At 50.1% G+C, this 23,903-nt stretch carries 28 protein-coding genes; 12 read left to right on the top strand and 16 right to left on the bottom strand.

The window, feature by feature from the left end; genetic code table 11:
• Positions 1 to 7 precede the first annotated feature (7 nt).
• Positions 8 to 2,152, top strand: coding sequence for a protein-disulfide reductase DsbD family protein (locus VV869_RS20830; RefSeq protein ID WP_337736859.1), 2,145 nt, complete (start codon positions 8 to 10; stop codon positions 2,150 to 2,152).
• The gene (locus VV869_RS20825; RefSeq protein WP_337736858.1) at positions 2,149 to 2,673 is read left to right on the top strand and encodes a protein disulfide oxidoreductase; all 525 of its coding nucleotides are present in this window, start codon (positions 2,149 to 2,151) and stop codon (positions 2,671 to 2,673) included. Before VV869_RS20830 ends, VV869_RS20825 begins: the two co-directional genes overlap by 4 nt.
• 171 nt (positions 2,674 to 2,844) lie before the next feature.
• Here the strand turns inward: VV869_RS20825 and VV869_RS20820 are convergent, their stop codons facing one another.
• Positions 2,845 to 3,357, bottom strand: a complete 513-nt coding sequence (locus VV869_RS20820; protein WP_337736857.1) for an aminoacyl-tRNA deacylase — start codon at positions 3,355 to 3,357, stop codon at positions 2,845 to 2,847.
• Positions 3,358 to 3,507: 150 nt separating this feature from the next.
• A complete protein-coding gene (locus VV869_RS20815) occupies positions 3,508 to 4,041 on the bottom strand; it encodes an NlpC/P60 family protein (protein WP_337736856.1) in 534 nt (177 codons plus the stop codon).
• Between the two features lie 580 nt (positions 4,042 to 4,621).
• Between VV869_RS20815 and VV869_RS20810 the strand changes: the two genes are divergently transcribed.
• Positions 4,622 to 5,377: a 1-acylglycerol-3-phosphate O-acyltransferase gene (locus VV869_RS20810; protein WP_337736855.1), complete on the top strand. Its 756-nt coding sequence runs from the start codon at positions 4,622 to 4,624 to the stop codon at positions 5,375 to 5,377.
• A 126-nt stretch (positions 5,378 to 5,503) separates the two neighbouring features.
• On the opposite strand, the gene VV869_RS20805 is transcribed toward VV869_RS20810, so the two are convergent.
• From VV869_RS20805 to VV869_RS20790, 4 genes are all read right to left on the bottom strand, one after another.
• A complete protein-coding gene (locus VV869_RS20805) occupies positions 5,504 to 6,349 on the bottom strand; it encodes an alpha/beta hydrolase (protein WP_337736854.1) in 846 nt (281 codons plus the stop codon).
• A 60-nt stretch (positions 6,350 to 6,409) separates the two neighbouring features.
• Positions 6,410 to 7,000: a TetR/AcrR family transcriptional regulator gene (locus VV869_RS20800; protein ID WP_337736853.1), complete on the bottom strand. Its 591-nt coding sequence runs from the start codon at positions 6,998 to 7,000 to the stop codon at positions 6,410 to 6,412.
• Between the two features lie 122 nt (positions 7,001 to 7,122).
• Positions 7,123 to 7,371, bottom strand: a complete 249-nt coding sequence (locus tag VV869_RS20795; protein ID WP_261604376.1) for a hypothetical protein — start codon at positions 7,369 to 7,371, stop codon at positions 7,123 to 7,125.
• Positions 7,372 to 7,569: 198 nt separating this feature from the next.
• Positions 7,570 to 7,923 (bottom strand): DUF2750 domain-containing protein, encoded by a 354-nt coding sequence (locus VV869_RS20790; RefSeq protein ID WP_337736851.1) that lies wholly within the window; start codon positions 7,921 to 7,923, stop codon positions 7,570 to 7,572.
• Between the two features lie 249 nt (positions 7,924 to 8,172).
• Between VV869_RS20790 and VV869_RS20785 the strand changes: the two genes are divergently transcribed.
• From VV869_RS20785 to VV869_RS20775, 3 genes are all read left to right on the top strand, one after another.
• The gene (locus VV869_RS20785) at positions 8,173 to 8,769 is read left to right on the top strand and encodes a class I SAM-dependent methyltransferase (RefSeq protein WP_337736849.1); all 597 of its coding nucleotides are present in this window, start codon (positions 8,173 to 8,175) and stop codon (positions 8,767 to 8,769) included.
• A 147-nt stretch (positions 8,770 to 8,916) separates the two neighbouring features.
• Positions 8,917 to 9,333: a globin gene (locus tag VV869_RS20780; protein WP_337736848.1), complete on the top strand. Its 417-nt coding sequence runs from the start codon at positions 8,917 to 8,919 to the stop codon at positions 9,331 to 9,333.
• 1 nt (position 9,334) lies between these two features.
• Positions 9,335 to 10,135: a hypothetical protein gene (locus VV869_RS20775; protein ID WP_337736847.1), complete on the top strand. Its 801-nt coding sequence runs from the start codon at positions 9,335 to 9,337 to the stop codon at positions 10,133 to 10,135.
• A 54-nt stretch (positions 10,136 to 10,189) separates the two neighbouring features.
• Here VV869_RS20775 and VV869_RS20770 read toward each other — a convergent pair whose 3' ends face one another.
• The 3 genes from VV869_RS20770 to nrdD form a co-directional block, all read right to left on the bottom strand.
• Complete coding sequence (locus VV869_RS20770) at positions 10,190 to 10,453, bottom strand: DUF2960 domain-containing protein (RefSeq protein WP_261604381.1); 264 nt, start codon at positions 10,451 to 10,453, stop codon at positions 10,190 to 10,192.
• 170 nt (positions 10,454 to 10,623) lie between these two features.
• Positions 10,624 to 11,106, bottom strand: coding sequence for an anaerobic ribonucleoside-triphosphate reductase-activating protein (gene nrdG / locus VV869_RS20765; RefSeq protein WP_337736846.1), 483 nt, complete (start codon positions 11,104 to 11,106; stop codon positions 10,624 to 10,626).
• A gap of 98 nt (positions 11,107 to 11,204) precedes the next feature.
• Positions 11,205 to 13,325, bottom strand: coding sequence for an anaerobic ribonucleoside-triphosphate reductase (gene nrdD / locus VV869_RS20760; RefSeq protein ID WP_337736845.1), 2,121 nt, complete (start codon positions 13,323 to 13,325; stop codon positions 11,205 to 11,207).
• A gap of 416 nt (positions 13,326 to 13,741) precedes the next feature.
• On the opposite strand from nrdD, the gene VV869_RS20755 reads away from it, so the two are divergent.
• Positions 13,742 to 13,873: a hypothetical protein gene (locus VV869_RS20755; RefSeq protein WP_337736844.1), complete on the top strand. Its 132-nt coding sequence runs from the start codon at positions 13,742 to 13,744 to the stop codon at positions 13,871 to 13,873.
• A 59-nt stretch (positions 13,874 to 13,932) separates the two neighbouring features.
• Here VV869_RS20755 and VV869_RS20750 read toward each other — a convergent pair whose 3' ends face one another.
• The 6 genes from VV869_RS20750 to VV869_RS20725 form a co-directional block, all read right to left on the bottom strand.
• Positions 13,933 to 15,276: a sigma-54-dependent transcriptional regulator gene (locus VV869_RS20750; RefSeq protein ID WP_337736843.1), complete on the bottom strand. Its 1,344-nt coding sequence runs from the start codon at positions 15,274 to 15,276 to the stop codon at positions 13,933 to 13,935.
• A gap of 294 nt (positions 15,277 to 15,570) precedes the next feature.
• Positions 15,571 to 16,080: a hypothetical protein gene (locus tag VV869_RS20745; RefSeq protein WP_337736842.1), complete on the bottom strand. Its 510-nt coding sequence runs from the start codon at positions 16,078 to 16,080 to the stop codon at positions 15,571 to 15,573.
• An 8-nt stretch (positions 16,081 to 16,088) separates the two neighbouring features.
• The gene (locus tag VV869_RS20740; protein ID WP_337736841.1) at positions 16,089 to 16,763 is read right to left on the bottom strand and encodes a C39 family peptidase; all 675 of its coding nucleotides are present in this window, start codon (positions 16,761 to 16,763) and stop codon (positions 16,089 to 16,091) included.
• Positions 16,764 to 16,876: 113 nt separating this feature from the next.
• On the bottom strand, positions 16,877 to 17,458 hold the full coding sequence (locus VV869_RS20735; RefSeq protein WP_337736840.1) for a hypothetical protein: 582 nt from the start codon (positions 17,456 to 17,458) through the stop codon (positions 16,877 to 16,879).
• 199 nt (positions 17,459 to 17,657) lie between these two features.
• Entirely contained in the window at positions 17,658 to 17,990 is a 333-nt protein-coding gene (locus VV869_RS20730; RefSeq protein WP_337736839.1) for a carbon storage regulator, read from the bottom strand.
• Between the two features lie 41 nt (positions 17,991 to 18,031).
• The gene (locus VV869_RS20725) at positions 18,032 to 18,637 is read right to left on the bottom strand and encodes a hypothetical protein (RefSeq protein WP_337736838.1); all 606 of its coding nucleotides are present in this window, start codon (positions 18,635 to 18,637) and stop codon (positions 18,032 to 18,034) included.
• A gap of 481 nt (positions 18,638 to 19,118) precedes the next feature.
• Between VV869_RS20725 and VV869_RS20720 the strand changes: the two genes are divergently transcribed.
• From VV869_RS20720 to VV869_RS20710, 3 genes are all read left to right on the top strand, one after another.
• Positions 19,119 to 20,159, top strand: a complete 1,041-nt coding sequence (locus VV869_RS20720; protein WP_443147350.1) for a transporter — start codon at positions 19,119 to 19,121, stop codon at positions 20,157 to 20,159.
• Between the two features lie 103 nt (positions 20,160 to 20,262).
• A complete protein-coding gene (locus VV869_RS20715; protein ID WP_261604392.1) occupies positions 20,263 to 20,661 on the top strand; it encodes a DUF2750 domain-containing protein in 399 nt (132 codons plus the stop codon).
• A gap of 252 nt (positions 20,662 to 20,913) precedes the next feature.
• Positions 20,914 to 21,267, top strand: coding sequence for a HopJ type III effector protein (locus tag VV869_RS20710; RefSeq protein WP_337736836.1), 354 nt, complete (start codon positions 20,914 to 20,916; stop codon positions 21,265 to 21,267).
• 109 nt (positions 21,268 to 21,376) lie between these two features.
• On the opposite strand, the gene VV869_RS20705 is transcribed toward VV869_RS20710, so the two are convergent.
• On the bottom strand, positions 21,377 to 21,721 hold the full coding sequence (locus tag VV869_RS20705; protein WP_337736835.1) for a hypothetical protein: 345 nt from the start codon (positions 21,719 to 21,721) through the stop codon (positions 21,377 to 21,379).
• Between the two features lie 403 nt (positions 21,722 to 22,124).
• Here VV869_RS20705 and VV869_RS20700 point away from each other — a divergent pair, with 403 nt between their 5' ends.
• Both VV869_RS20700 and VV869_RS20695 read left to right on the top strand, forming a co-directional pair.
• Entirely contained in the window at positions 22,125 to 22,868 is a 744-nt protein-coding gene (locus VV869_RS20700) for a phosphoribosylglycinamide formyltransferase (protein WP_337736834.1), read from the top strand.
• A gap of 241 nt (positions 22,869 to 23,109) precedes the next feature.
• A complete protein-coding gene (locus VV869_RS20695; RefSeq protein WP_337736833.1) occupies positions 23,110 to 23,892 on the top strand; it encodes a RelA/SpoT domain-containing protein in 783 nt (260 codons plus the stop codon).
• Positions 23,893 to 23,903 lie beyond the last annotated feature (11 nt).

Genomic DNA, 23,903 nt, shown 5'->3' with positions numbered 1-23,903 from the left:
ACACTATATGACAACCCTTCATTCCCGCTGGCAGCGCGTCTTGACCGCGTTGCTGGCGATGTTGGCGCTCCTCAGTGCCAGCTTTACAATCCCGGCAGCATTAGCCGGGGAAGTAACAACCGGTTGGCTGACCAACCCGCAGCATCCACCGGTAGCGGTACGTCTGATGCTCACGGGTCAGCAAAACCCGCAAGCCAAAACCGTCGAAGCCCTACTGGAAGTCCAGCTCGAAACCGACTGGAAAACCTACTGGCGCAGCCCGGGCGAAAGTGGCGTTGCCCCGAGTATCGACTGGTCCCTGTCGAATAACCTGGCAGACGTCGACTGGCAGTGGCCAATCCCCAAACGATACGAGTTTCTCGGGGTCGAAACCTTAGGCTATAAAGATCACATCGGTTTTCCACTCACGCTGCATGTGGAAGATATGAACCAGCCGGTCTTCTTATCCGGTCAGCTAACCATGTCGTCCTGTACCAATATCTGCGTGCTCACCGATTACGAGTTGAGCCTCGATTTCATCCCAACCCAGCTGACGCTCTCACAGGAAGCGATGCACCTGTACAATCAGGGGCTGAGCTTGGTGCCGCAAACCTCTCCGGCCGTCTCGCTGACGCAGGTTTCCTGGGATGAAAACGCCCAAATGCTGACCTTGGTTGCGACGAACACCATGGGCTGGAAACAACCTGATGTCTTCATCGACGGCGAAACCCAGGCGGTGAAAGATGCGCATTTTCTGGCGCCGGACATCACCACCGACGGCTCGCAACTGATCGCACGAATCCCGGTGAAAAGCTGGTTTGGCGTCCCGGCCCTGCTGGGCGAATCCATCAATGTCACACTGAGTGATGCCAACATCGCTGTCGAAATGAAGGCCAGCGTTACCGACACCCCGGTGGCATTGCCGGGTTTTGCCGCAACGGATCGCAACCTGCCGGAAATCCTGCTCATCGCCCTGCTCGGCGGCCTGATCCTCAATATTATGCCCTGTGTGCTGCCGGTGCTGGGGCTCAAGCTCAGCACAGTCATGACCGCTGAGCACAGTGGGCAGCGCCAAATCCGGACGCAGTTTCTGGCTTCCGCGGCGGGGATCCTGGTCTCTTTCTGGCTCCTCGCCGGATTTCTCGCCGCACTGAAACTTTCCGGCCAAGCTCTCGGCTGGGGGATCCAGTTTCAGAGTCCGTACTTTATTGGCGCGATGATTCTAATCACCGGGTTATTTGCCGCCAATATGCTCGGGCTGTTTGAGATCCGTCTGCCGGGCAATGCCAGCACCTGGCTCGCGACCCGGGGCGATCAGTCACACCTCGGTCATTTTATTCAGGGGATGTTTGCAACCCTCCTGGCGACACCATGCAGTGCCCCGTTTCTGGGCACCGCCGTGGCGTTTGCCCTGGGTGCCGATCTGCTGTCTTTATTTGTCATCTTTACGGCGCTGGCGGTCGGCATGGCGGCCCCCTGGCTGCTGGTCGCGGCTTTCCCGGCACTTGCCCGTCTGATGCCAAAACCCGGCCCGTGGATGAATCGAATCAAACTACTCTTCGGTCTGATGTTGCTGGCCACCAGCCTTTGGCTCCTCAGCCTGATGACCAACTTCCTCGCCACCTGGATGGTTGTGGCAACGGGAGCCCTGCTACTGACGCTCCTGCTGTGGCAACTTGGGCGTCAGAAAGGCCGTAAACCGGTGATCATCACCCTTGCGATTATTCTGTTCAGCTCGGCCGGCGGATTGTTGATCGGCAGTGTGACCGCAGATCAATGGTCCACCCCGTTGCCCGCAGATCACCCCTGGCAGCCGCTGAACGTTGACCAAATTGCCCGGCACGTTCAGGAAGGCAACGTCGTGATAGTCGATGTGACCGCGGACTGGTGCATCACCTGTAAAGCCAATAAAATTGGCGTGCTGCTTCAGGATCCCGTCTATAGCGCGCTGGGCGCACCGGACATCGTTCGCATGCGCGGTGACTGGACCCACCCTTCCGACTATGTCACCGCCTACCTGCAATCCTATGGTCGCTTCGGGGTGCCGTTTAATATTGTTTATGGCCCGGGCGCGCCGGACGGTATCGCGTTACCGGTAATTTTGACTCAGGATACTGTCCTGGAGGCGCTCCAGGCAGCAGCGTCTCCGCAGCTCGTCCAGGAGGCCCAATGAACACAACAACCCCGGCAACGCCCAAGCGGAAAGGCCCTATGCACTGGCTGAAAGAAGCCGCCATCGTTCTGGTGATGTGGTTCATGATCAGCGGTGCGGTCGATCTCTGGCGCACACAGGGGATGCCTGAAACAGCAATCCCGGATGGTGTTCTGCAAACCATTGACGGTGAATCGGTTGATTTAATCGCGATGAGTCAGGACAAGCCGGTGCTGGTCTATTTCTGGGCGACCTGGTGCGGCGCGTGCAAATTTGTCACACCCACAGTCAACTGGATGAGCGAGCATTACGAGGTTGTTTCCATCGCCCTGACGTCCGGAGAAAACCGCCGGTTGAAGGCCTATCTGAACAGCCACGATTACCCATTCCGGGTCGTGAATGATGCTAAGGGGCAGTTAGGACGCACTTGGGGGATCAGCGCCACCCCAACGATAGTCGTGTTGAAAGACGGCCAGATCCAGAGTGCGACCACCGGAATCACCACTCTACCCGGGCTTTGGCTGAGGTTGCTTCTGACTTAATCAACGGGCTTCATCCCGGAACAAGGAAGTTTTTTAAAACCAAAGTATTCAAAAAAAAAGTATTCAATATCAAAACACCCGTCGGTTCCTATGGACTGTATCGTCCCCGACGGGTGTGTTCATCTGCAATGGTGAGCCGACGTATCGCATGCAGTCGGTATTACTCTCCCCTTATTCCCATTCCCAATGTCTGCCTTCATGCTCTTGGGAGAACATCATGCGGTAACCGCTAATGTTCTGATGCGGAATGTCGTGCATCACTTTATGGAACTGCTTGTGATCCAGATGGATCAGATTTTCATGGTCTCCGGACTCGATGTACAGTTCATCCTGCTCAAGCAACAGATCATCAACCAACATATCGACTTGATAAGCCTGCCCCAGAGAAGGTATCGCACCGGGTTCGCAGTCCTGGAAAATGTCCGGCAGTTCATGTTCACCAATCAGGAAGAATTGTCGCCCCATCATCCGGCCAATCTTATCGATCATCACACGCCGGTTTGATGGCACAACAGCCATCAGGTATTTTCCGTCCTGATCTTTGAGCATCACCGCTTTCGCAACTTGTGAAGTCGGCACGTGCGCCGAGATCGCAGAGCTGAAAGAAGTATCTGTATGTCTGTGTTTGGTAAGGCTGAAATCCACATTATGGCTATTGAGGAATTGCCCTACAGTGATTGCCATGGCCATGTTCACCTCCAGGAAATGATTCCTACAGCCAAAGTATGGGAGGGGTTGGCGGTTTTTGCGAGAGAACAGGCCTGCAAATCAACGTAAAGGCAACCGGACATTCTCCGTCGAATCGTCGTCGAATTTTTGCCGGAGGCGAACCAGCTATTCGATTCGCCTCACTTGCCAGAAGGCCCGCCGCCAGTAGGGCGTATCCAGTGTTGAAATGACCACCCCCTGCGATGTTGAGGCGTGCAAAAACTCACGATTTCCCAGGTAAATTCCGACATGCCTGAGCGTCCGCCCGGTTTTAAAAAACACCAAATCCCCTTTGCGCGCCTGATGGAGCGGCACCTGACGCCCCTGCCTGGCTTGCTCCAAAGTGGTTCGGGGCAATATTCGATCAAAGACCTCCTGATACCCCACCTGAACAAATGCCGAGCAGTCGATCCCCCGGCGGCTGCTTCCGCCGAGACGATAAGGCGTGCCTTTCCAGGATTGGTAAACCAAATCGAACGTGGGTTGATTGGGGTTATACTGCATCGGTACCGGCTGGAAGGATGTCGGTGCCGAGACTTGCGTGGCTTCAGAAGCGGGTGTCACCCCCGCTTCGTATTCAGGCGACGTCGCGCAGCCGCTCAGGCCAAGCAAGAGCAGGCCGGTGCCCAGCCAGGATTGGGGGAAATTGAGATTCATCATTGCCAGTCAGGTTCACTCGTGGTTATTCACTGTCGACCCGAAGTCGAGGTGGAATCGCCCTTTAGGGTAAACCATTGCACTTTTTTGACCAGAGGCTACGGCAAATTTTGACAATTCATCCTAAAAATTCACCAATATCTCAAGATATGATGAATAAATACCGGCTTACGGCTGCAGCAAGCCATACTGCAAAAATCAAAAAAAAAAGAGGCAAAGCCACGCTTTGCCTCAACACTACCACACAACAGAATCGATATCACACGGAGGTGTTTTCACTCTTAGCGAGTGACTTAACCTAATTCATCGGATCTATTTATCTCTTTAATTATCAATATATTCCATCTTTTTTTATCTCGCGTATTATCTGTGCGACTCACTTCACAGCCAGGCCCGTATCAAGATCAGGAAAGTCCGAAAAAAGCCCAAAATATGATGGAAGCTTCACCAGAATGATTTATCTTTGACTCTAATTGATGTATGTTTTTTATTCTGAGTTAACTCCTCTGACCTCTCAGAAGTTTCGTATCATCTGAGCCCGGGAGCAGAGATCCGACAGAGCACCAGTTATCAAGGAGTCCCTGTGCTTACTGCTTTTCGACTAATTTCGGCAGCGCTGTACATTATTGTGATGACCCTGTTTGCGCTAGTCTACTGCCTGTTCAGTCCGCGCGACCCGAAACATGTTCATTTTTTCAGCCGCTGGTTCCACCAATTGCATCACCTCATCGGATTACGCCTGATCGAACGCGGGAAGGAGCATGCCGGCAGCGTCGGTAATGCCGTGTACATTTCCAACCATCAGGATGTCTTTGATTTTGTCACCTCACCAGGCATGGTGATGCCCAGAACCGTTTCCATCGGCAAGAAAAGTCTGTTGTGGATCCCATTCTTTGGACAGTTGTACTGGATCACTGGAAATATCCTGATCGATCGGGAAAATAAGTCCAAAGCCCGTGACACCATTCAGCAAATTGCCCAAGCCATTCAACAGCGCAATCTTTCCGTTTGGATGTACCCGGAAGGCACCCGAAGCAAAGGACGCGGGTTGCTCCCCTTTAAAACCGGCGCTTTTCGCATGGCCATTGAAGCGGGCGTTCCCATTATTCCCATGTGTGTCAGCACAACCCACCAGAAAATTTTCCTGAACCGGCGGGACAACGGCACCGTGATTTGTGAAATGCTGCCACCGATTGATGTCTCCGGCTACACCAGCCAGGATGCGCGCCAACTGGCGGATATGTGCCACCAGCTGATGCAAAATAAAATTGCTGAGCTGGACGCCGAAATCGCCCTACTGGAGCAGGCGCAAGACAAAGTCGCCCTGCGCTCAAGTTAATCCACCCGGCTCGGCTTTGCTGCCGGGCTTTTTTGGGGAGGGGGGAAAGCGCTCTTTCTTCAGTGAGAGCCCCTTCCTCGATTCCGAAGCCCGCTTTGAATACAAACCCTAGGTTAGTTTTCACCGTTATCGTGCCAGCGCATCAAACGCCTGCTGCAACGGCTCACTGGCCAAGATCCGACCATGACCTAAACCGTCCGTTGCCACCAGGCTGACATGGCTCCACTCTCCGGCCTGACGGGAATACTCAAAAGCCGCAAACCGATCTCCGGCATCATGCACAATCCCTACCGGGGCCGGGTGCTGTTGCAACCGGGCCAGCGGGTTGATGGTATCCAGCGGATACTGGTATTGCGCAGCGACTTCACCGACCACCTCATGGAAGAGCTTCATCGAAAAGCCCGACTGTTGCACTGTTGCCAGTAAGTTCTCGGTGTAGTTCAGGACTGGCGCCACCAGCAAAATAGGCTTGTTGGCCAGCAACGGGTGACGGCTTTCCAGGACCATGGCACCGCCCATACTGTGCGCAATCACACCGGCGATGTGCGTCTGCTGATCCAGCACGGCATTAAACGCTTTGACAAACCCCGGCAGGTGGCCGTACTGGCCTTCGCTCTCACCATGGGCCGGATTATCAAACGCCAGAGCGGTATAACCGGATGCCGCAATATGCTGCATCAACCGAAAAAATTGTGTCGCCGAACCGGACCAACCATGACCCAAGATCCAGGTTGGCCCTTCACCGAGTTGGTAGGTCATCAGCTTGCCTTCCGAAGTCTCGAGCGGGCGGCGGATCAGCCCCGCAGGTTCCGCCTGCTGACGTCGGGAACGCTCCGGGGTCAACAATAACCGCTTCGCGACTTTTCGCGCATGGGTTGGTGCGACACGATGATGGAAACGGGTCGTCAGGTTGACCAACACCCGGCGCAGATTCAGCTTTTTCCCTTGTCTGAAGTAAATTTTGCTGCTCATGTTACCCTCAAAAAGTACGGTCGTGCTTTTTTAAGCCAAACCAAAAAATATTAAATGCCCTTAACCGCGCCCTTCAGCCATCAAAGCCTCAATACCCAGCCAAAAGCGATGATGGTCATCACTTTCCAGGCCCAACGAGCGAAACAGATGGCTGCTCAGATAAACACCATAGAGCCGGTAGACAAACTGCCAGGCATCCAGATCTGCGTGAAACTCTCCAGTTGCCTTCGCTTTTTCCACTTGGCGATGCAGGTATTCCAGCCAGCGCCGGGTGATCGCCGCCAGCGCTTGCTGAACCGGATCATCACTGTGCGCACCTTCTTTCCAGGCATCCAGAAACATACAGCTGCCCTGAAATGACTGGTTCCAATCCAGCCAGCGCCGGAACAACAACCTGAATTTCTGCTCGATAGTTTCCGGCTCGGCCTGCCGGACCGGCGCGATCACGCGCTCAACAAAATACTCACTGGTAAATTCGAGTACCGCAATCTGCAGATTCTCTTTGGCATTGAAATGCGCAAACAGGCCGCTCTTTGACATTCCGGATGCTTTGGCCAACTGGCCGATCGTCAAACTGTCCAGCCCGTTGATGCTGGCCAGATCAAACGCAGTTTTCAGAATATGCTCGCGAGTCAAGCGGCCTTTGCTCATTTGCTTTCTCAATTAGTCATCACAGACTATTAATAGCACGACCGTACTTTTTGTTGCAATCTCTTTATAGACCATTTTTTTTCAATCTCTCAAGCTTCGTATCAGGGTTTACTCCTTTTGATCTACCGTTCAGCAAAGCGGAACAGACTATCGATGTTGATCGGGCAATCCCCGACCTGATGCACCATGTCCTCCGCCTGCTTGAGCGAGTCGAAGCTACATGGGATCCCGTAAGTGTCTGTTAACGGATAGTCATTCCCCTCCGCATCTCTAAAATGGACGCTCCAACCCGCACTTAGAAAGTCGTGGATCAAGCGCGCCTGCACAAAGTTATGCTCAGCCATCATTTGCCGACATTCAGAAAGCACCATATCAACCTCCACAAGCCGATGACTCTTTCTAAATATAGCTAATAACCTTATTAATAATAAACTGGCGAGGTTTGGTCGGCGGAAAAAATAAAAGCCGTATCCTCTGATACGGCTTCATGCAGCAATGTCACGTTTTCAGCGGGCCGAAGCTACTTGTACGGCCTCTGGAGCGCGATTGATTGACCGATCGCTCTGGAATTACAGGTACAGCTTGGCAACGTCGCTCGGCTCTTTTTCCGCACCATCCAGCTGATCGTTCCAGTTCATCCCGACCAGAACACCATCTTCAGCCAGGGTGATCATCCAGTCTTCCACAAACACATCCAGCGGGATCATCGTGGCGGTAAATTCTGCCCACTCTTCGGTGCAATGCAGCGTGGCATCCGCTTCATTCGACCAAAACGGCATGACTTCAGAATCTTCAAACTCACTGGATGCAACAGACAGCCAGTCACCTTCTTCGTTACACAGTCCCCATACAACCTGCGTGTCTTTGGTTTCGGTTAAAAACAGATCACAGTTCGCTTGAATATCTGCAGTTAGCTTTGTCATTTTATTCTCTCTTCACTTTGGCCTGCGGTGTTTCAGTCACAACAGGCAATCAGAGCAGTATCTTACCAAACACCAAGTGTTGTTGCATTAAACCTGAGATCCCCGATACCCTGCCCACTGATGGACTTTCGGGAGACAAGCTGCCAGATCATATCCTTTCATCTATATTCTAATAATTAAGTAATTATGACACGTCGCTGTCATTACAATTTGTGAACCAGGGCGATCTGAGTTCAATGAGGCACCTCCATGGCAACTGTAGACTGGCTGAATTGCTTGAATAACCCCAAACTGTTACCGCCCCGAAGTCATCTGATAGAAGCGCACCAGTTTCTTGGCCATTTTGCGAATGATCGTGTTGCGGTAGACTGTGGTTGCGGCACAGGACGCGATACCCTGTTTTTAATTGAGCAAGGCTATCAGGTGTACGCATTTGATATCGATTTGAACAGCCTGCAGATTCTTTCTGAACATCCGTTGGTCGCTGCCGCCCCACAACTGGATGTCCAACAAAGCAGCTTCACCGAATACCGGTTTCCGCGTGCTCACCTGATCAATGCCAGTGCCTGCCTGTTTTTTAACTCCCGCGATGAGTTTCACCAACTGTGGCCTCACATTGAGCAAAGCCTATACAGCGGCGGCATTTTTTGTGGTCATTTTCTCGGGGAGGATGAACAGGACACCCATGAGAAATTGCCAGTGCTGACCCTGGCACGCCCGGAACTGGAGCAGCTGTTTACGAATTTTTATATGGTGTCCTGGAAAGAAAAACGTGAATACTCGGCCCAACTGACCGGGAAAAAACGATCCTGGCTGGTTCATACGGTGATTGCCATGAAACGTTAAGTTTGATCCCGGCAACATTCTGGTGATCTCAACCCAAACCATCCCTCCTCTGCGCACGATTTTATCCGGATCCAGTTGCCTAATACGCGTGTGAACACATATCCTAGAAAACAGACTCAACGCCGCCGACAGTACAGGGAGAAGCCGATGGATATGCATGAACAATTCAATAACAGCTATGCTCGCTGTAATGAGAATTCACAGTTCTTCGACATGTTCTATGACCAGTTCTGCCGCAAAGACAACCGGTTTCAACAAATGTTCAGAGGCGTTGACATGCCCGGCCAGATTCGGATGCTCAAAGCCTCGATTGCAATTATTTTACTAGCACCGTCATCTGAACAAGCCCGGGAGTCTGTTCGTTACTTCGGCAAACGGCATGCCGCCATCGGAGTCACCGCTGAGGACTTTGACGTCTGGTTTGATTGCCTGCTGCGCACGGTCAGCCAATGCGACCCTAAATATTCACCCGATGTTGAGGCGGCGTGGCGCGCTTGCTTCCAAGCCGGATTCAACATTATGAAAGAAGAATGCTATTTTCCCTCCAGCTCGGCCGGTCCCTGAGATGACACCCTGGTCCAGATCCGCTCGTATCCTGTTCCTCTGGGGAATTGTGATTGTTCTGGCAGGCCTGCTTGTTTACTTTGCACCAATCACCCAAAGCCGCAATTTTTATCAGTATGCCGATCAACGACCCTGGCTCGGTATTCCAAACTTCGTCAATGTCATCACCAACCTCCCTTTCCTTTGGGTCGGCGTGCTGGGCCTTGCCCGACTTCGGCAGTCCCCCTCCCAAGCCAAACCCACAACCTTTCCCTCAGGTTCCCGCACCTTGTACATCGCTTTCTATCTCGGTCTCATCACGGCTTTTTTTGCCTCAGGCTTCTATCACCTGACACCCGAGCCATGGCGACTGGCGCTTGATCGGCTAGGTATTTGCATTGCCTTTATGGCGTTCTATTGCATGGTGTTGGCAAGCTATATCTCCCCCGGCCTGGCACGTTTATTTCTGCCTTTGGTTCTCTATAGCGTCGCGGCTGTCGGCTACTGGTATCTCAGTGAACAGACAGCGGGACGGGGCGATCTGTCGGCTTATATTCTGGTCCAGTTGATCCCTATCATTCACCTGCCACTCATTCTCTGGCTATTCAGAGGATCACCTGCGCACAGTACCGCTTCAAGTCTCTACTACCTGTCAGCGCTGCTGGCCTATTTGCTGGCAAAATGGGCTGAATCCAATGATGCCGAGCTATTTCACCGAACCGACGAACTCATCAGCGGGCACAGCATCAAGCACCTGCTGGCTGGCCTGGGAGGCTATCTGATCTACCGCGGCATACTTGTCGCACAAAAAAAACAGGGCTGACATCACGTCAGCCCTGTTCTGCTTGAAACCGGTTATCACTCCGCATGGTTGGCCTTACTTTTCGCCAATACCACGATTGATTTTCTTCGCCAGCGTGATCTTCCCAAAGCCCAATTTCCGGAAATGGCTATCGCGGAAGTCTCGCACCGCTTTGGTATTCGAAGACACCGCTTCGACTTGTTGCTCCATCCGCAGAAATTCTGTGAGATCAATGCCTTCTGCTGCAGCGACAGCTTCATGGATTGTCCGGTAATGATCGTATGTGAAAACCAACTCTTTCTCTTGGTTCTTATAGGTGTAAATAATAGTGCGCGACATACCGCCTCCCGCTGCAATTCTCAAAGGCAGCGAATGTACCCTAACTTGCCGACAGATGGAAGTCGTGGAATGGCAGCTGTCGCCAAGTTATTCATACACCTGATTTTCCCATACTTATACACAGAAACAGTGGATAAGTTTGAGTTTCACCTACAAGATTTTACAGTGGATTAACATTTCACATCATTCGTGTCGAAATAATGAATCACCTGATTGGCGCTCCCCCGCCAGTTCAGTGACGGATCACGTTCAGCCTGGATGTATTTCCCGTCAATCAACACATCAATCAATTGAACGACCGCCTGCTGAGCCGGGTTCAACTCAGCCAGCACATACCCGGTCCATAACCAGATATCTTTACCCGGACACGATTCCCGTACCCGTTTGACCAACTGCAGTACATCCGCCACATTCGCCGGGTGAAGCGGGTCACCGCCGGACAGTGTCAGTCCGCGTCTCGGGATCCGGGGATCGTTCAAGTCGCGGATGATCTGCGCTGCCATGTCCTCGGTAAACGGATGACCACTGTCCGGGCGCCAGGTACTTTGGTTATAACAGCCACGACACTGATGCTCACAACCGGAAACAAACAAGGTACAGCGGGTGCCGGGGCCATTCACGACATCGACAGGATAGTATTGGTGATAGTTCATGACATTCCTGAATCGGCGGACTCCATACTACAGAGCCGCCGGATGAGACATGCTGGATCGTTTCAATCAGCGCCGGAGCATCTTATCGCCGAAAGGCTTTAAAGATGCTTCACCCGGCGCTTCACTTCTTCCTGTTTGCCGAAATTAAACGGACGCGCATCCGGGCTCCCGAGATATCCGCACACCCGGCGGGTCACGGAAACGCTGGCCGGATCATGATTGCCGCATTTCGGACAGGTAAACCCTTTACTGGTACACTCGAACTCGCCGGTAAAGCCGCAGGCATAACACTCGTCAATTGGCGTATTGGTGCCGTAATAAGGCACTCGGGTGTAACTGTAATCCCAAACATTTTCCAGCGCTTCCAGATTATGCTGAAGGTTCGGATACTCACCGTAGCAGATAAACCCGCCACTGCTGATTGCCGGATAAGGCATCTCAAAATCGATTTTGTCGTACGGATTGACCTGCTTTTCGACATCCAGGTGGAAACTGTTGGTGTAGTACCCCCGATCCGTTACGCCGTCAATTACCCCAAAGGTCTTCGCATCAATGGCGCAGAAGCGGCTGCACAGGTTTTCACTTGGCGTACTGTACAGGCTGAACCCATACCCCGTTTCTTCTTTCCAGCGCAGGACCGCGGCTTTCAGGTGCCGCACAATCGCCAACGCCTTCTCCCGCAGCGGCTCGCTGTCATACACATGGGTGTCGGTGCCGTATAAGGCATTGATGGTTTCATGAAGCCCAATATAACCCAGCGAAATGGAGGCTCGCCCGTGTTTGAAGATCTCGGCCACGTTATCATCTGGTTTCAACCGTACCCCGCACGCGCCCTCCATATAGAGGATCGGGGCCACTCGCGCTTTTACCCCTTCCAACCGGCTGATCCGCGTTTCCAGTGCCCTACGCGCTAAGGCCAGGCGCTCATCGAGCAAACGATAGAAGCGCGTTTCATCTCCCTCCGCCAGAATCGCAATGCGCGGCAAGTTGAGGCTAACCACCCCCAGGTTGTTGCGGCCTTCATGAACCAGCTCCCCTTGCGCTTCAAAGGCATCCAGGAAGCTGCGACACCCCATCGGAGTTTTGAACGAGCCGGTGATTTCCACCACTTTGTCGTAGTTCAGAATATCCGGGTACATCCGCTTCGAGGCACACTCCAGCGCCAGCTGCTTCATATCATAGTTTGGCTCGCCCGGGCGGTGGTTGAGACCGTCACGGATGGCAAACACCAGTTTGGGGAAAACAGCGGTCTTCCGGTTTTTCCCCAAGCCTGCAATCCGGTTTTTCAGGATCGATTGCTGGATCAATCTGGATTCCCAGGAGGTGCCGAGACCGAAGCCGAAAGTAACAAACGGTGTCTGTCCGTTTGCGGTATGCAGCGTATTGACCTCGTATTCCAGCGACTGAAATGCGTCGAAGCTTTCTTTTTCCGTCCGGGCGCGGGCAAATGCTTCCGGCTCGGTAATATCCCACTCTCGGGCAATTTGCAGATGCTTCTGATAGCTGATCGCCACATACGGTGCGAGCACTTCATCAATACGGTTGATGGTGGTGCCGCCATAGATATGGCTGGCAACCTGAGCGATGATTTGCGCAGTGACTGCGGTCGCCGTTGAGATCGACTTAGGTGTGTCAATCTCTGCGTTCCCCATTTTAAAACCATGGGTCAGCATGCCATCCAGATCGATGAGCATGCAGTTGAACATTGGGAAGAAAGGTGAGTAATCCAGATCGTGGTAGTGAATATCCCCCTGCTCGTGTGCCTGAACGATATCCCTCGGCAAAATGTGCTGCTTGGCATAATGCTTGGCGACGATACCGGCCAGCAGATCACGCTGCGTCGGGATCACTTTGCTGTCTTTATTGGCGTTTTCATTAAGCAAGGCCGCATTGCTTTGCTCAATCAGGCCACGGATTTCAGCATTCAGCCGACTGGTCTTTTCCCGGGCCAGATCGCGATCATGACGGTATTCGATATATGCCCGGGCAACTTCCTTATATGGGCCTGCCATCAAATGATTTTCAACCGCTGATTGAATGGCATGAATATCGACCTCACCTGCGGACAAGAACTGAGACAACACGCCGTCGGCAACCGAGGCCGCATACGATTCATCCATGGTTTCGACCGACTCAGCAGCGCTTAATACCGCTTCCTTAATACGCCTGGTATCAAAGGGGACACGGCATCCATCACGCTTAATCACAACAGGTTTCACAGGGAGTTCCTCACATGACACTGTCACCAAAAACACAAAATGTAGTATTCTGATAACAAGAAGATACAAGATGTTGGGTATTAGGCGATAACTTGCCACAACATACCTTGATCTGAGTCATGGTTCTTCAATAGCCGCTCAGAGAACAGCCGATGATTTTGACGCGGTGCCAAAAATTGTTGCAACGCTTGATGTTGGCATCAGATGTCAACACATTTCGTCAGGCGCCCGTCGAGTTTTTCGCGAAAGGACGCCGGTAGAAATTGAGCAAAGAACTACCAACCGAAAGCCTGTCATGAGATCTTGATCTCTCTTTCATTGTATTGTCATTTCATCTCATTAATGTTGGCTCTATAGATAAGACATCACGCAGCTAGGCTGCTTGTATCAATAGCTGCTACATCAACAGGAAAACTATGGACGCTTTAAACCAATACACGTTTGTTGCGCCAACCGAAGACGAGCTCATGGTTGAGCAACCCGATTTGATTTATCTTGCCGAAGAGCAGGATGAGGAATTTGCCAACGACATCATTATTCTTGGCTAGCTCTGATATAAAAAAAGTCCGGCATGCCGGACTTTTTTTATCGCGCTATTTTTATCGCGCTATTCGCGCACATAGCCGTTATTGTAGTGCCTGACATCAGGCACGATATTATGTTTGTTCAGTAAGCGATACATCGTCGCCCGAGACACGCCGAGATCCTTCGCAGCTGATGCGACCTGCCCCCGGTGCGTTTCAAGCACGGCAACCAGCACATCTTTTTCAGCTTCATCTTTAATATTTCTCAGACTCTGCTTGAGATTTGCCTTGCTCGGCAGGTCAAAATGCTCCGCCCGAACTTCGTTGCCTTCGGCGAGTAACGCAGCGCGCTTCACTTGATTGATCAGTTCTCGCACATTTCCCGGCCAACTATATCGCAGTAGTAACTGTTTGGAGTCCTCGGAAAAACTTGACGCCATCGTGCTGTACTCACGGGCAAACTTGGTCAGGAAAGTTTCTGCGAGCAAGAATATATCTGAACCACGTTCCCGCAAAGTTGGGACTTTAATGTGAAAAACATTCAGACGATAATACAGCTCTTTGCTGAACTCGCCATTGGCGACCGCAGCTTCCAAATCAGCGCCGGACGAGGCAATGATACGCACATCTGCAGACGAGTCATCTTCCAACGAATCTCCCGCCGGCGTCTGGAGGAAGGACAGCAATTCGTCCTGTAACTCTTTTGTAAGCTCCTCAACATTGTCCAGTAAAATAGTGCCATTGAAGTGGGAGCCATCTTCCTGAACATAAGAGCCGTCCAGGAACGAGGCTTTATCATCTTCTTTGGTCAGTGAGCCACAATTGACGGTAATGAAGGGGGCATTTCTGCGTTTCGACAAACTATGAATGGACTTCGCAATCAGCTCTTTTCCGGTTCCGTTCTCCCCGGTCAGGAATACGTTTACCTCCGTCATCGCGACACGACGCACCATATCCCGTAACTGCTTGATTGATTTCGACTCACCAAACAACCCCATGTCATGCTGTGAGGTCACTTCAACCCAAGAGCTGGATTCAATCTCGAGCATTCCCAGCTGATGACCCACAGTATCCAGCAAATGGCTGCCTGGGATCGGCACCGAAAAGTAATCGACACAGAAATTATTGATGAACTGACAGATGGCATCCGTTTTCAACTGTTCTTTTTTAATGATCGCAATCCATTTGACCTGCTTCGTTTTATTTGCCCTTAAAGAAATGCTATTCAAGCTAAAATCATTATTGCTTAAATCTACAATACATATACAAGGACTGAACTCTTCCAAGATTGAATCAGCCGTCCGTAAGTCATAACAACAATGAGTTTTCCAACCTGATTGTTCCAGAAGCGCAATCCAAGGTTCATAATTGCAACCAATTGCAACCAGTCGACCATTTATTGTTTTATTTTGACATTGAGCCACCATAGAAGTCACCTTCTTTCAATGTACATATTATTATTGATGTCTTAAAAATATAGGCAATAAACGGCGAACTTGCAGGGTATCAGATGTAAGAATAGTCTCTAAAAGGGATTAGTCATGATGAGAAAGATACATTACATTTTCAGATCAATTAGTTAAGAAGAATAAAATCAGTAACAAAATTCTACAGAAATGCATGAAATTTATTTGGTAACAACAAAAAAGGTACAGCGCGTACACTGTACCTCATCAAACAACAAAAATTAACTATGTGTTCAGTTTAATATCGAGCCTGCCTCAGTGCCCGCTGAACAGCAACGCATTATTCAACCGATTTTCATAAATCGTTTGCTTAATGTATCCGTTCATATCCGCCTCAATATCCATAATGGTTTCGGTACTGATTTGGGTCCCATCATCGAAGTTCTGGATCACGAAACCGGATGCGTCTGAATCAATGGTTGAATACTTTATTTCATTATTCTCAACCCGAATATGCCTGAGCGGGTTATCCAATGGTATCGATTTATCGCCGGTTGGGCTGACCAGCATCCCATTGTTAATCGTAAAATCGGCAATATGGGTCGACAACACCTTTTCACCATTGATCGCTGTTGTAATCGATAGGCCGATATTGATAATGCTGTCGTTAATAGAAACAAACCCACCGCGCATAGAAGCCATCTCGTTATCGCTAAGGGACATCAGCCCCAGATCATCCACGGTCATAAAATTAATGGATGCATGCGCAACAACAGCAGCCCCTCCTATTGCTGATGCAACGAAAATACGAGTTAACTTTTTCATACTAGCCTCTAATAATCGTTTGCTCCCGGTAGTGTAATACTAAAGGTTGCAAGTGAATCTCTCGCGATCGCTTCGGACGAAGGCGATGGCGTATAGATATTATAGTTTTCATCCGTTATGAAGCTTTCTCTTCCTTGTTCTACGTGACTTTTTACCAATAGCACTGCGCCTTTATAATATTTTTTAAAATCTTTAATGGGCATAACCATGGTACCACGCGACGGATCACCCAGAATAACCTGACGACTGTTCATGCCTTTAATCACAACAAAGTGCATATAGCCATCAAAATTAACAATCGTTATTGCTGGAATTTGTAACTCCCCGAATTTTTCCAAAGGGAGATTATACCCATTCGCATCCAATCCGATTGAGACCAGGTAGTTTTTCATATCCAACATTGAGAAGCCTTGCTTTTCAATTTTTTCCTTGTTGCCATTTTTAAACATAAATTCAAAAACAGAATTTTCCTGGGTATCCCGGCCATAGTGATAAGTCACCAATGAAGCAACTGCAGCAGAACCACAGCTGAAATCATATTGCTGGCGATAAACATCGCCAAATAATTTCTCCTGATAACTTTTCACATTGATATTATACGCGCCCCGGCTCGGAAAATAATCAAGCGCATAAAGACTACTGCTTGCTAACAGACCTATCGTCAATATAACTGCTCTTTTCATAATCACTACCGAAGTATTTCTCTGTGTACCAACTTAAAGCCGCCAGACCTTGATCCATGAGCCCGGGCTTATTGCTAATGGGAATAAAGGGCCGAAACGGCCCTTCATCCAGGTTAGTAGTTGCCGTTGTCCGGACTCACTACGCCCCCACCTGAGCCAACCAGTGCTGCATTTGTGCTGGTTGTTTGTTGAACCATTGAGTTATTACCCACGTTCTGACCTGCCAAGCTGATACCAGACGAGTCGCCGAATGCACGGTACATGGTGTTTTCATGGTCAACGACGACCTCTGAAGGGCTACCTTTACAACAAGCACCACCGTAGGTCACATTGGCTGCCATCACGTCCCCGTACAGCTTGGACTCAGCCAAATACCTTTCTACTTCCTTCGTGAGTTTTTTGTGATAAGAAGCATCTACTTCTTTGTTAATTTCCGTTGTGTTTCGGTAATAGTTACCCACATCTTTCAAATACAAAGTATCATCATCGGTATTGCCGACATTACTTTTGTAGAAATTTTTGGTCGATGTATATTCAACATTTTTATCAACGGATAAGTTACCGCTACCTTCGATGGTGACATCACCATCATGGTCATATCCGTAGCCGTAATCGTAACTGTTATCATATCCATCAGCGAGCGCCAACGGAGAAGCCACAATTGCCGCAATTAGCATAAGATTACATTTACGCATGATCTTACTCCAAATATATGTGCTTTTATTTTTAATATCCGTGCTTTGTTATAGTGCTGCCCGTGAACCAACGCATGTGATTCAAATTGGCATACGACAACAGAAGTATTGTTATATAGCCCTGCGAAACCAAATGTACATCCCAATAGGTTTTGGTCGCTGACATATTTTCATATGCCAGCATAGATAGACTAACAATTTACTTCAATGTCAGGTTAACCACGGTCGCATTTTGAATTAACACATTGTTACCAGTGTTTTGGACCACACTAATAATACCGGAAGTATCACTAAAGGTGCCTTCAGCAATAATATTATCTCCCGTAACATTATTATATGCCCCATTACCTGCAACATCGCCATACATATCTGAACTTGCGTGAATATTATCAATTTGTAATTCGTACTGACCACCACGAGACATGGTCATTACGTCTTCACTCAAAGAATCAGAATTTGCTAGAATATCCAACTCATCTGCAATTGCCCCACACGAGATGAAAGCCAATGCTATCAGCGTTAAATATTTCATGACTTCCTCCTGAGGGCTGAAATTCAGCCCTCAGCTATGTGTTATTGACTGGTTAACATTGCATTGGTGCTGGCACTTTGCTGAACCAAAGAGTTGTTCCCTGCATTCTGGCCTGCAATGTTGATTCCTGACGCGCCGGTGTAAGCATCTTGCATTGAGTTGCTGTGTGTAACACGCAGTGAAGAGACGGCATCATCATTACCATAGTGACCCCAGTCCCCTCTATCACAACAAGCACCACCATAGGTTACTTCACTGTATGTTACAGAGCCGTCCATATAGGAAGTAGCCATGTAGTATTTCTCATCAATATCAATTTTGATGTGCTTACTCATATCCCATTTACTATTGTCTGTATACTCATAGATATCTTTGTTATTGACATCATATAAGCTCATGGTGTCGTCATCGCTGTTATAACTGTCTTTAACAGTGACATTTTTTTCATGTGAAACCGTTAATGTTTTATCAATGTCTTTATTGAATGAATCTGTGATAGTTTTGTCGCTAGAATCATAGTCATTATAACCGTAGCTTGAACTGCCAGAGCTTGCATATGGGTCATAGTCATAACCATATGGGTCATTCGCCAGAGCAAGCGGTGAAGTAACAACTGCTACCAATAGTGCGATATGTGTTTTACGCATGATCCTACTCCAAATATGTTGAGTTGTTCTTTTTTATAATCACTCGCGTTGATCCGCGAGATAACTTAATCATAGTTTTGGCCACTCGCACTTTTGTATTATTTTTAATAAATCCATTGCTATTTGCGTATAAAATTGCCCTCATCAATCACTTTACATTCTAACGCTCAGGTCGCGATAAATGTCTCTGACACAATGATATATTTTTATTTCTAAGACAATTTCTCAAAAATTATGACTGTCATAAAAAAGCATGATGCTCTCATTCGCAAGACAAAAATTTTAGATTCTCAGCTAACTTGATTTTCTCAGATAAGCTAGGATTTTCTTATTAATAAGTCACCCCTGTCCCGGCAGTAAAATCATACTGTATGTCAGAGAATGCCTGAGTTTATCAGTGCTGTTGAATCATCAGGTTACATCACTTTATCTATACTATTTTGGGGTCTGCCTCTGTTAAGTAAGTGAGGGAATTGTGAGTATTTTTAAGTTAAAAAGTCTGATCGTGCTGCTTGCTTTCTTCTCTGTTTCAGTTGCAGCAGAAGAGTCGACCGCACCTAAAAATAATGAGAAGCCAAAACGGGTCCAAACTGTCGCTGACATCTTGGAGCAACCGGGAGTCCTCACGCCCAAAGGCTCCTTCGTCTTGGACACTTCTTTGTCTTATACCCAGAACTCATCTAATTCAGTATCTGTTGTCGGGTACACCGTCCTCCCCTCTCTGATCATTGGTTTGATCCGTGCCAGTGACATTGACAGGACCACCCTGACTCTGGGCCTGTCTGGACGTTACGGCATCACCAACCGACTGGAAGTCGAAGCCCGGATCCCCTGGGTCTACCGCTCCGATTCCATCTCCGAACGTGATTTGAACAGCGGATCGAACCAAGCGGCCTTACGCACCGTCGACGGCAGTGATCTGGGGGATATCGAGGCAGCTTTCAAATATCAAATCAACATGCGTGAAGCGCCATACTGGATTGGGAGTCTGCGCTTTAAAAGTACCACAGGGAAATCCCCCTATGATGTACCGGTCAACAACCTCAATGACTTTGAAGAGCTGCCAACCGGCTCAGGTTTCCCGAGTATTGAACCGGGGATCTCGATGATCATGCCGATTGATCCGGCTGTTATCTTCATGAACTTCAGTTATATCTGGAATATTAAAGATGATGTGGAAGTTGATATCACCGTGGCCGATGAAGATGGCGAAAACGCGCGGGATATCCGGGTCGACACCATCGATTTGGGAGACACCATAGGTTTCAGCGCCGGGATGGGGTTTGCTGTGAATCCTAAATTCTCATTCAGCATCGGCCTGAGTCATAAAACCATTCTCAAATCGAAAGTGAACGGCTCCACGGCCACCGATGCCAAGCTGTTGCAACTGGATTCCCTGTCTTTCGGGGCAAACTATGCCGTCGATCGGGACACCACCATCAATATCGGTGCCACCGCAGGCCTGACCGCTGATGCCCCTGACTTTCAACTGTCGGTCCGCGTGCCTTATACCCTCAAATAGTCCGAGTTCCCCCGGCCCCCTGCCGGGGGCTACCTTTCAATGACTAAAGTCTAATTTTCCTCTATGCTATAGCGCTTACAATAGCAGTAACAGGAATGAAGACATGTCCAACCCACTTGATGCTTCCCGGATCGCAGAAATCCAGGCGTTTGATGCCGAGCAACGCTACAAATACCTGGTCAAAGAAGTCGTGGCGAATCGACAAATCTGGATCCTTACCGATGAGCATGGCTGTGTCATGTTAAACACCGAAGACGAAGACTGTGTTCCGGTTTGGCCGCATCAGGAGTTTGCTGAAGCCTGGGCGACCGGTGAGTGGGAAAATTGTAAAGCCGAAGCCATATCCCTGAATAAATGGCACAGTCGCTGGACTGTTGGCCTGGAAGACGATGAGCTGGCCATTGTAATTTTCCCGAATCAGGAAGAAGACGGGCTGGTTGTCTACCCGGATGAGCTGGATTTTGAATTAAAGCAACAAGCCCGCAAGCAGGGTCAGCGGTAACACCGGAATCCTCGCACGACGACAGTCCGGTTCAAGGGCGGTTTCCGCCCTTTTGACCGCCGATTGATTTCACGCCATCGGTCTTCCTTGCCATCGATGGCCTGGGACGCGGTTTACGATAGACACGGTTTACGACAGAAAGGCAGTATCGTGGTGATCGTCGCCACGACTGAGACCAAACAATTCTTGCTGGACACCGCACCTTGAGGTTGTTTGAGTCTATCACCTCACGAGCAACGGAGAGAGCATGCCATGGAAGTGCTAATACATTATCTCAAGCATAGCCCTGAGCAAGTGGGTTTTGAGCAGGTCATTCAGACCATCAACACCCACTACCATTACACCCCGACCACCTTCAGTAACGGGCTGGGCAAAGAAACGCTGGTCAACCCTGCCGGCAGTAACGAAGGTTCCTGTCGTATTTTTGCTTTTGCCTATTTGCATCAACTGTCTGAGGCCGAAACGCTGGCCTGTTTCGGTCAGTTTTATCGCCAGGATGTCCTGCAAAACCCGGAGGGGCAGGATCACATGAATATTCGTAACTTTATGAAGTACGGTTGGCAGGGGATTAATTTTACCGGGGAAGCCTTAGCGACCAAAGGCTAAGTTTCATCGGCAGGGGACGCATTGGCAAACTCATATTGGCGAGGCCACCTCGCCAATACCACTGCGAATCCTTGCGCTCATCTGGCTGGCAAGCCATCCGTTCAAACGATCAGAATGGATGCTGACAGTGTGAGCATTTTGACGCCGGTTTCAAGAAGAATGGTGTTCGGGTTGCCCTGGCGCAACTGTTGCAGAATTTTGTTGCGCGAATCGTCAGCCAGGTTAAAGGCACCATAAAGGCCAGCAACCCAACCAGCATCGGTGTCGGCGGCTGCAAATAAATCAGAAGCCCACCGATCACCAGGTTACTGAAAATGGTGTATGCGGGCCACAACCGACGCTTTCGAGCAGCGTCGTCCCCTCGTTGGAACAGCATAAAACTGCCGACGGACAGTCCGAGCCAAATCAAAGCGAATGTAACCATTAATTCCTGTTGCACAATTTCAATCCACATCAAAGCTTCAAACGGCGCCAGTGTAGCATTCTCCTGTCAGAAACTGCCAGAAAGCCATCCCATCCCATGTCATGCCCACACTCAACGGCGCATTGACTCATCGCTAGATGCCGCCATTTTGTAGCTCTTCATAACAGCGCTGAGACGAAGCCCTTCTCACCCGTAATCTGAGATACCGTTCACATCCTGAGACTGAGTGGTGACGGATTGTTCAGTTCAGGTCTTGAAAAGCAGCTTACCGGACCGATATCTTAAGCGTGCAGACAGGTGTTCCGACGGAACATCGTGATCCACGTGAAGAAATTTGCGACACGGAATTCACCGTCTGAACCACTTGACCCTGGTGGTAATAAAAGGAGCATCAATGGTTGCAAAATCCATCATCAGAACATGCGTTGTTCTTATGTTTGTCCTAGGCCGCAGCCCCATCGCTTCCGCGACCCTGCCCGACTACCATAGCCCGGACATTGAACACCCCTCTCCAACCCGAGGATCAAAAGCCTGTTTTCAGCGCTCACTCAGCGGCCTGTATGCCATTCCCAGTTACCGAGCTCCAACCCTCGCCCAGCCCCACCGTGACTTCAACAGCCTTTACACCGCAGCGGCGCAAGCCCAGCAGGAGCTGGAAGCCTTAATCCACCGCGTCAGCCTGACAACGCAAACCCGACCCGTGATCCCCGGCATGAAATCGATTGAACGGGCCCGATATAAAATTGACACGGAACTCAACGGCCAGCCTGATCAACTGACCGACCTGGCACGCGGCTCCGTTGTCGCCCGTGACATCGGCAGCATTGTTCAAACGTTCGAGCTATTCAATCAGGAAGCTGAGATTGTGGAAGTGAAAAACCGCTTCAAACAACCGGCGTCCTCGGGGTACCGCGATTTAAAATTGCTGATTCGGCTGCCTGAATCACAGCTCATCGCTGAAGTTCAGCTCCACCTCGAAGCGATTTCAGCCATCAAAAACGGTCCTGAGCACGGCATTTACGAAACCATTCAGGGGATTGAACGTCAAGCCGAGCAAGCCCAGCGCGCCTTAACACCACTGGAGCGTCGGCAACTGACGGATTTACGCCGTCAGGCACAAACCCTGTACCAAACCGCATGGCATCAATACCTGCAACCCGAGCGCTCCGCCGCTTAACCCGAACCCTCAGCCCACGTCTTTCCCTGTGGGCTGAACTGCCTGCTTATCCCGACAACGTTCATCTGCCGTTCAGTTTCACTTGCTATGCTCAATACATATTGAGTAGACATCAAATAACAGTTTAACCGGGAACGCACCCAAACAATTCGGTACGCCAAACGACACTTTTTGAATCCGCCGGGATTCAACCGCTCATTTTTACGTACCTGCTGAAACGTCAGCCAATGGAGTTGTTTTTATGGATGCCAGAACCTTGTTTCGTACCGGTTTTCTTCTGCTGTGTTTACTCAGCCCCAATACGCTGGTCGCAGCGCAGCAGCGCTTTGCAGAGCCGGAGCTGGAAACGGCCGCCGATCGGAGTGTGTTCAACAAACAGGTTTTCCAGCAAAGCCTGAGTGGCCTTTACAGCATCGACAGCTGGAAATCTGCCGAGATCCGACAACCCTATCAAACCTTTCCACCGCTCTATCACGCAGCCCGTGCTGCGCAGCAAGAGCTCGATACCGTCCTGAGCCGCATCGGCGGGCAGTCTGCCACTGAGCCCCTGATGGGAAATCTCAAATCGGCCCACCGGGCCCAAGCTAAAATCGCGACAGACTTAAAAGGCGACAGCAGCCGGATCACGGATCTGGCACGTGGCTCACTCATTGCTGCCAATGTCCCGGATCTCGTCCATGCTTATGCGCTGCTCGGTCAGGAACTGACGATTGTTTCGGTCAAAAACCGCTTTAAACATCCCGCACCATCCGGCTACCGTGACCTCAACGTGCTGGTTCGCCTGCCGCAAAGCCAGCTCATTGCTGAGGTGCAGCTCCACCTCGCTGCAATCGCTGAGGTCAAAAGCGGCCCGGAACACCAGCTATACGAGCAGATCCAGGAGATCGAACGACGGGGGCTCAAAGCAGATCGCCCGTTAACGGAGCTGGAACAGGCGAACATTGCCCGGCTGCGCCAAACCTCCGGTCAGTTATATCAGGCGGCTTGGCAACAGTATCTCCAGCCCCAGACCCTGGCCGGTTAATACTGGCCAGA

This window comes from Photobacterium sp. MCCC 1A19761 (assembly GCF_037389125.1).
Classification (GTDB): domain Bacteria; phylum Pseudomonadota; class Gammaproteobacteria; order Enterobacterales; family Vibrionaceae; genus Photobacterium.
Note: the sequence above shows the minus strand (reverse complement) of the source record. Positions and strands in the feature narration are given on the sequence as shown.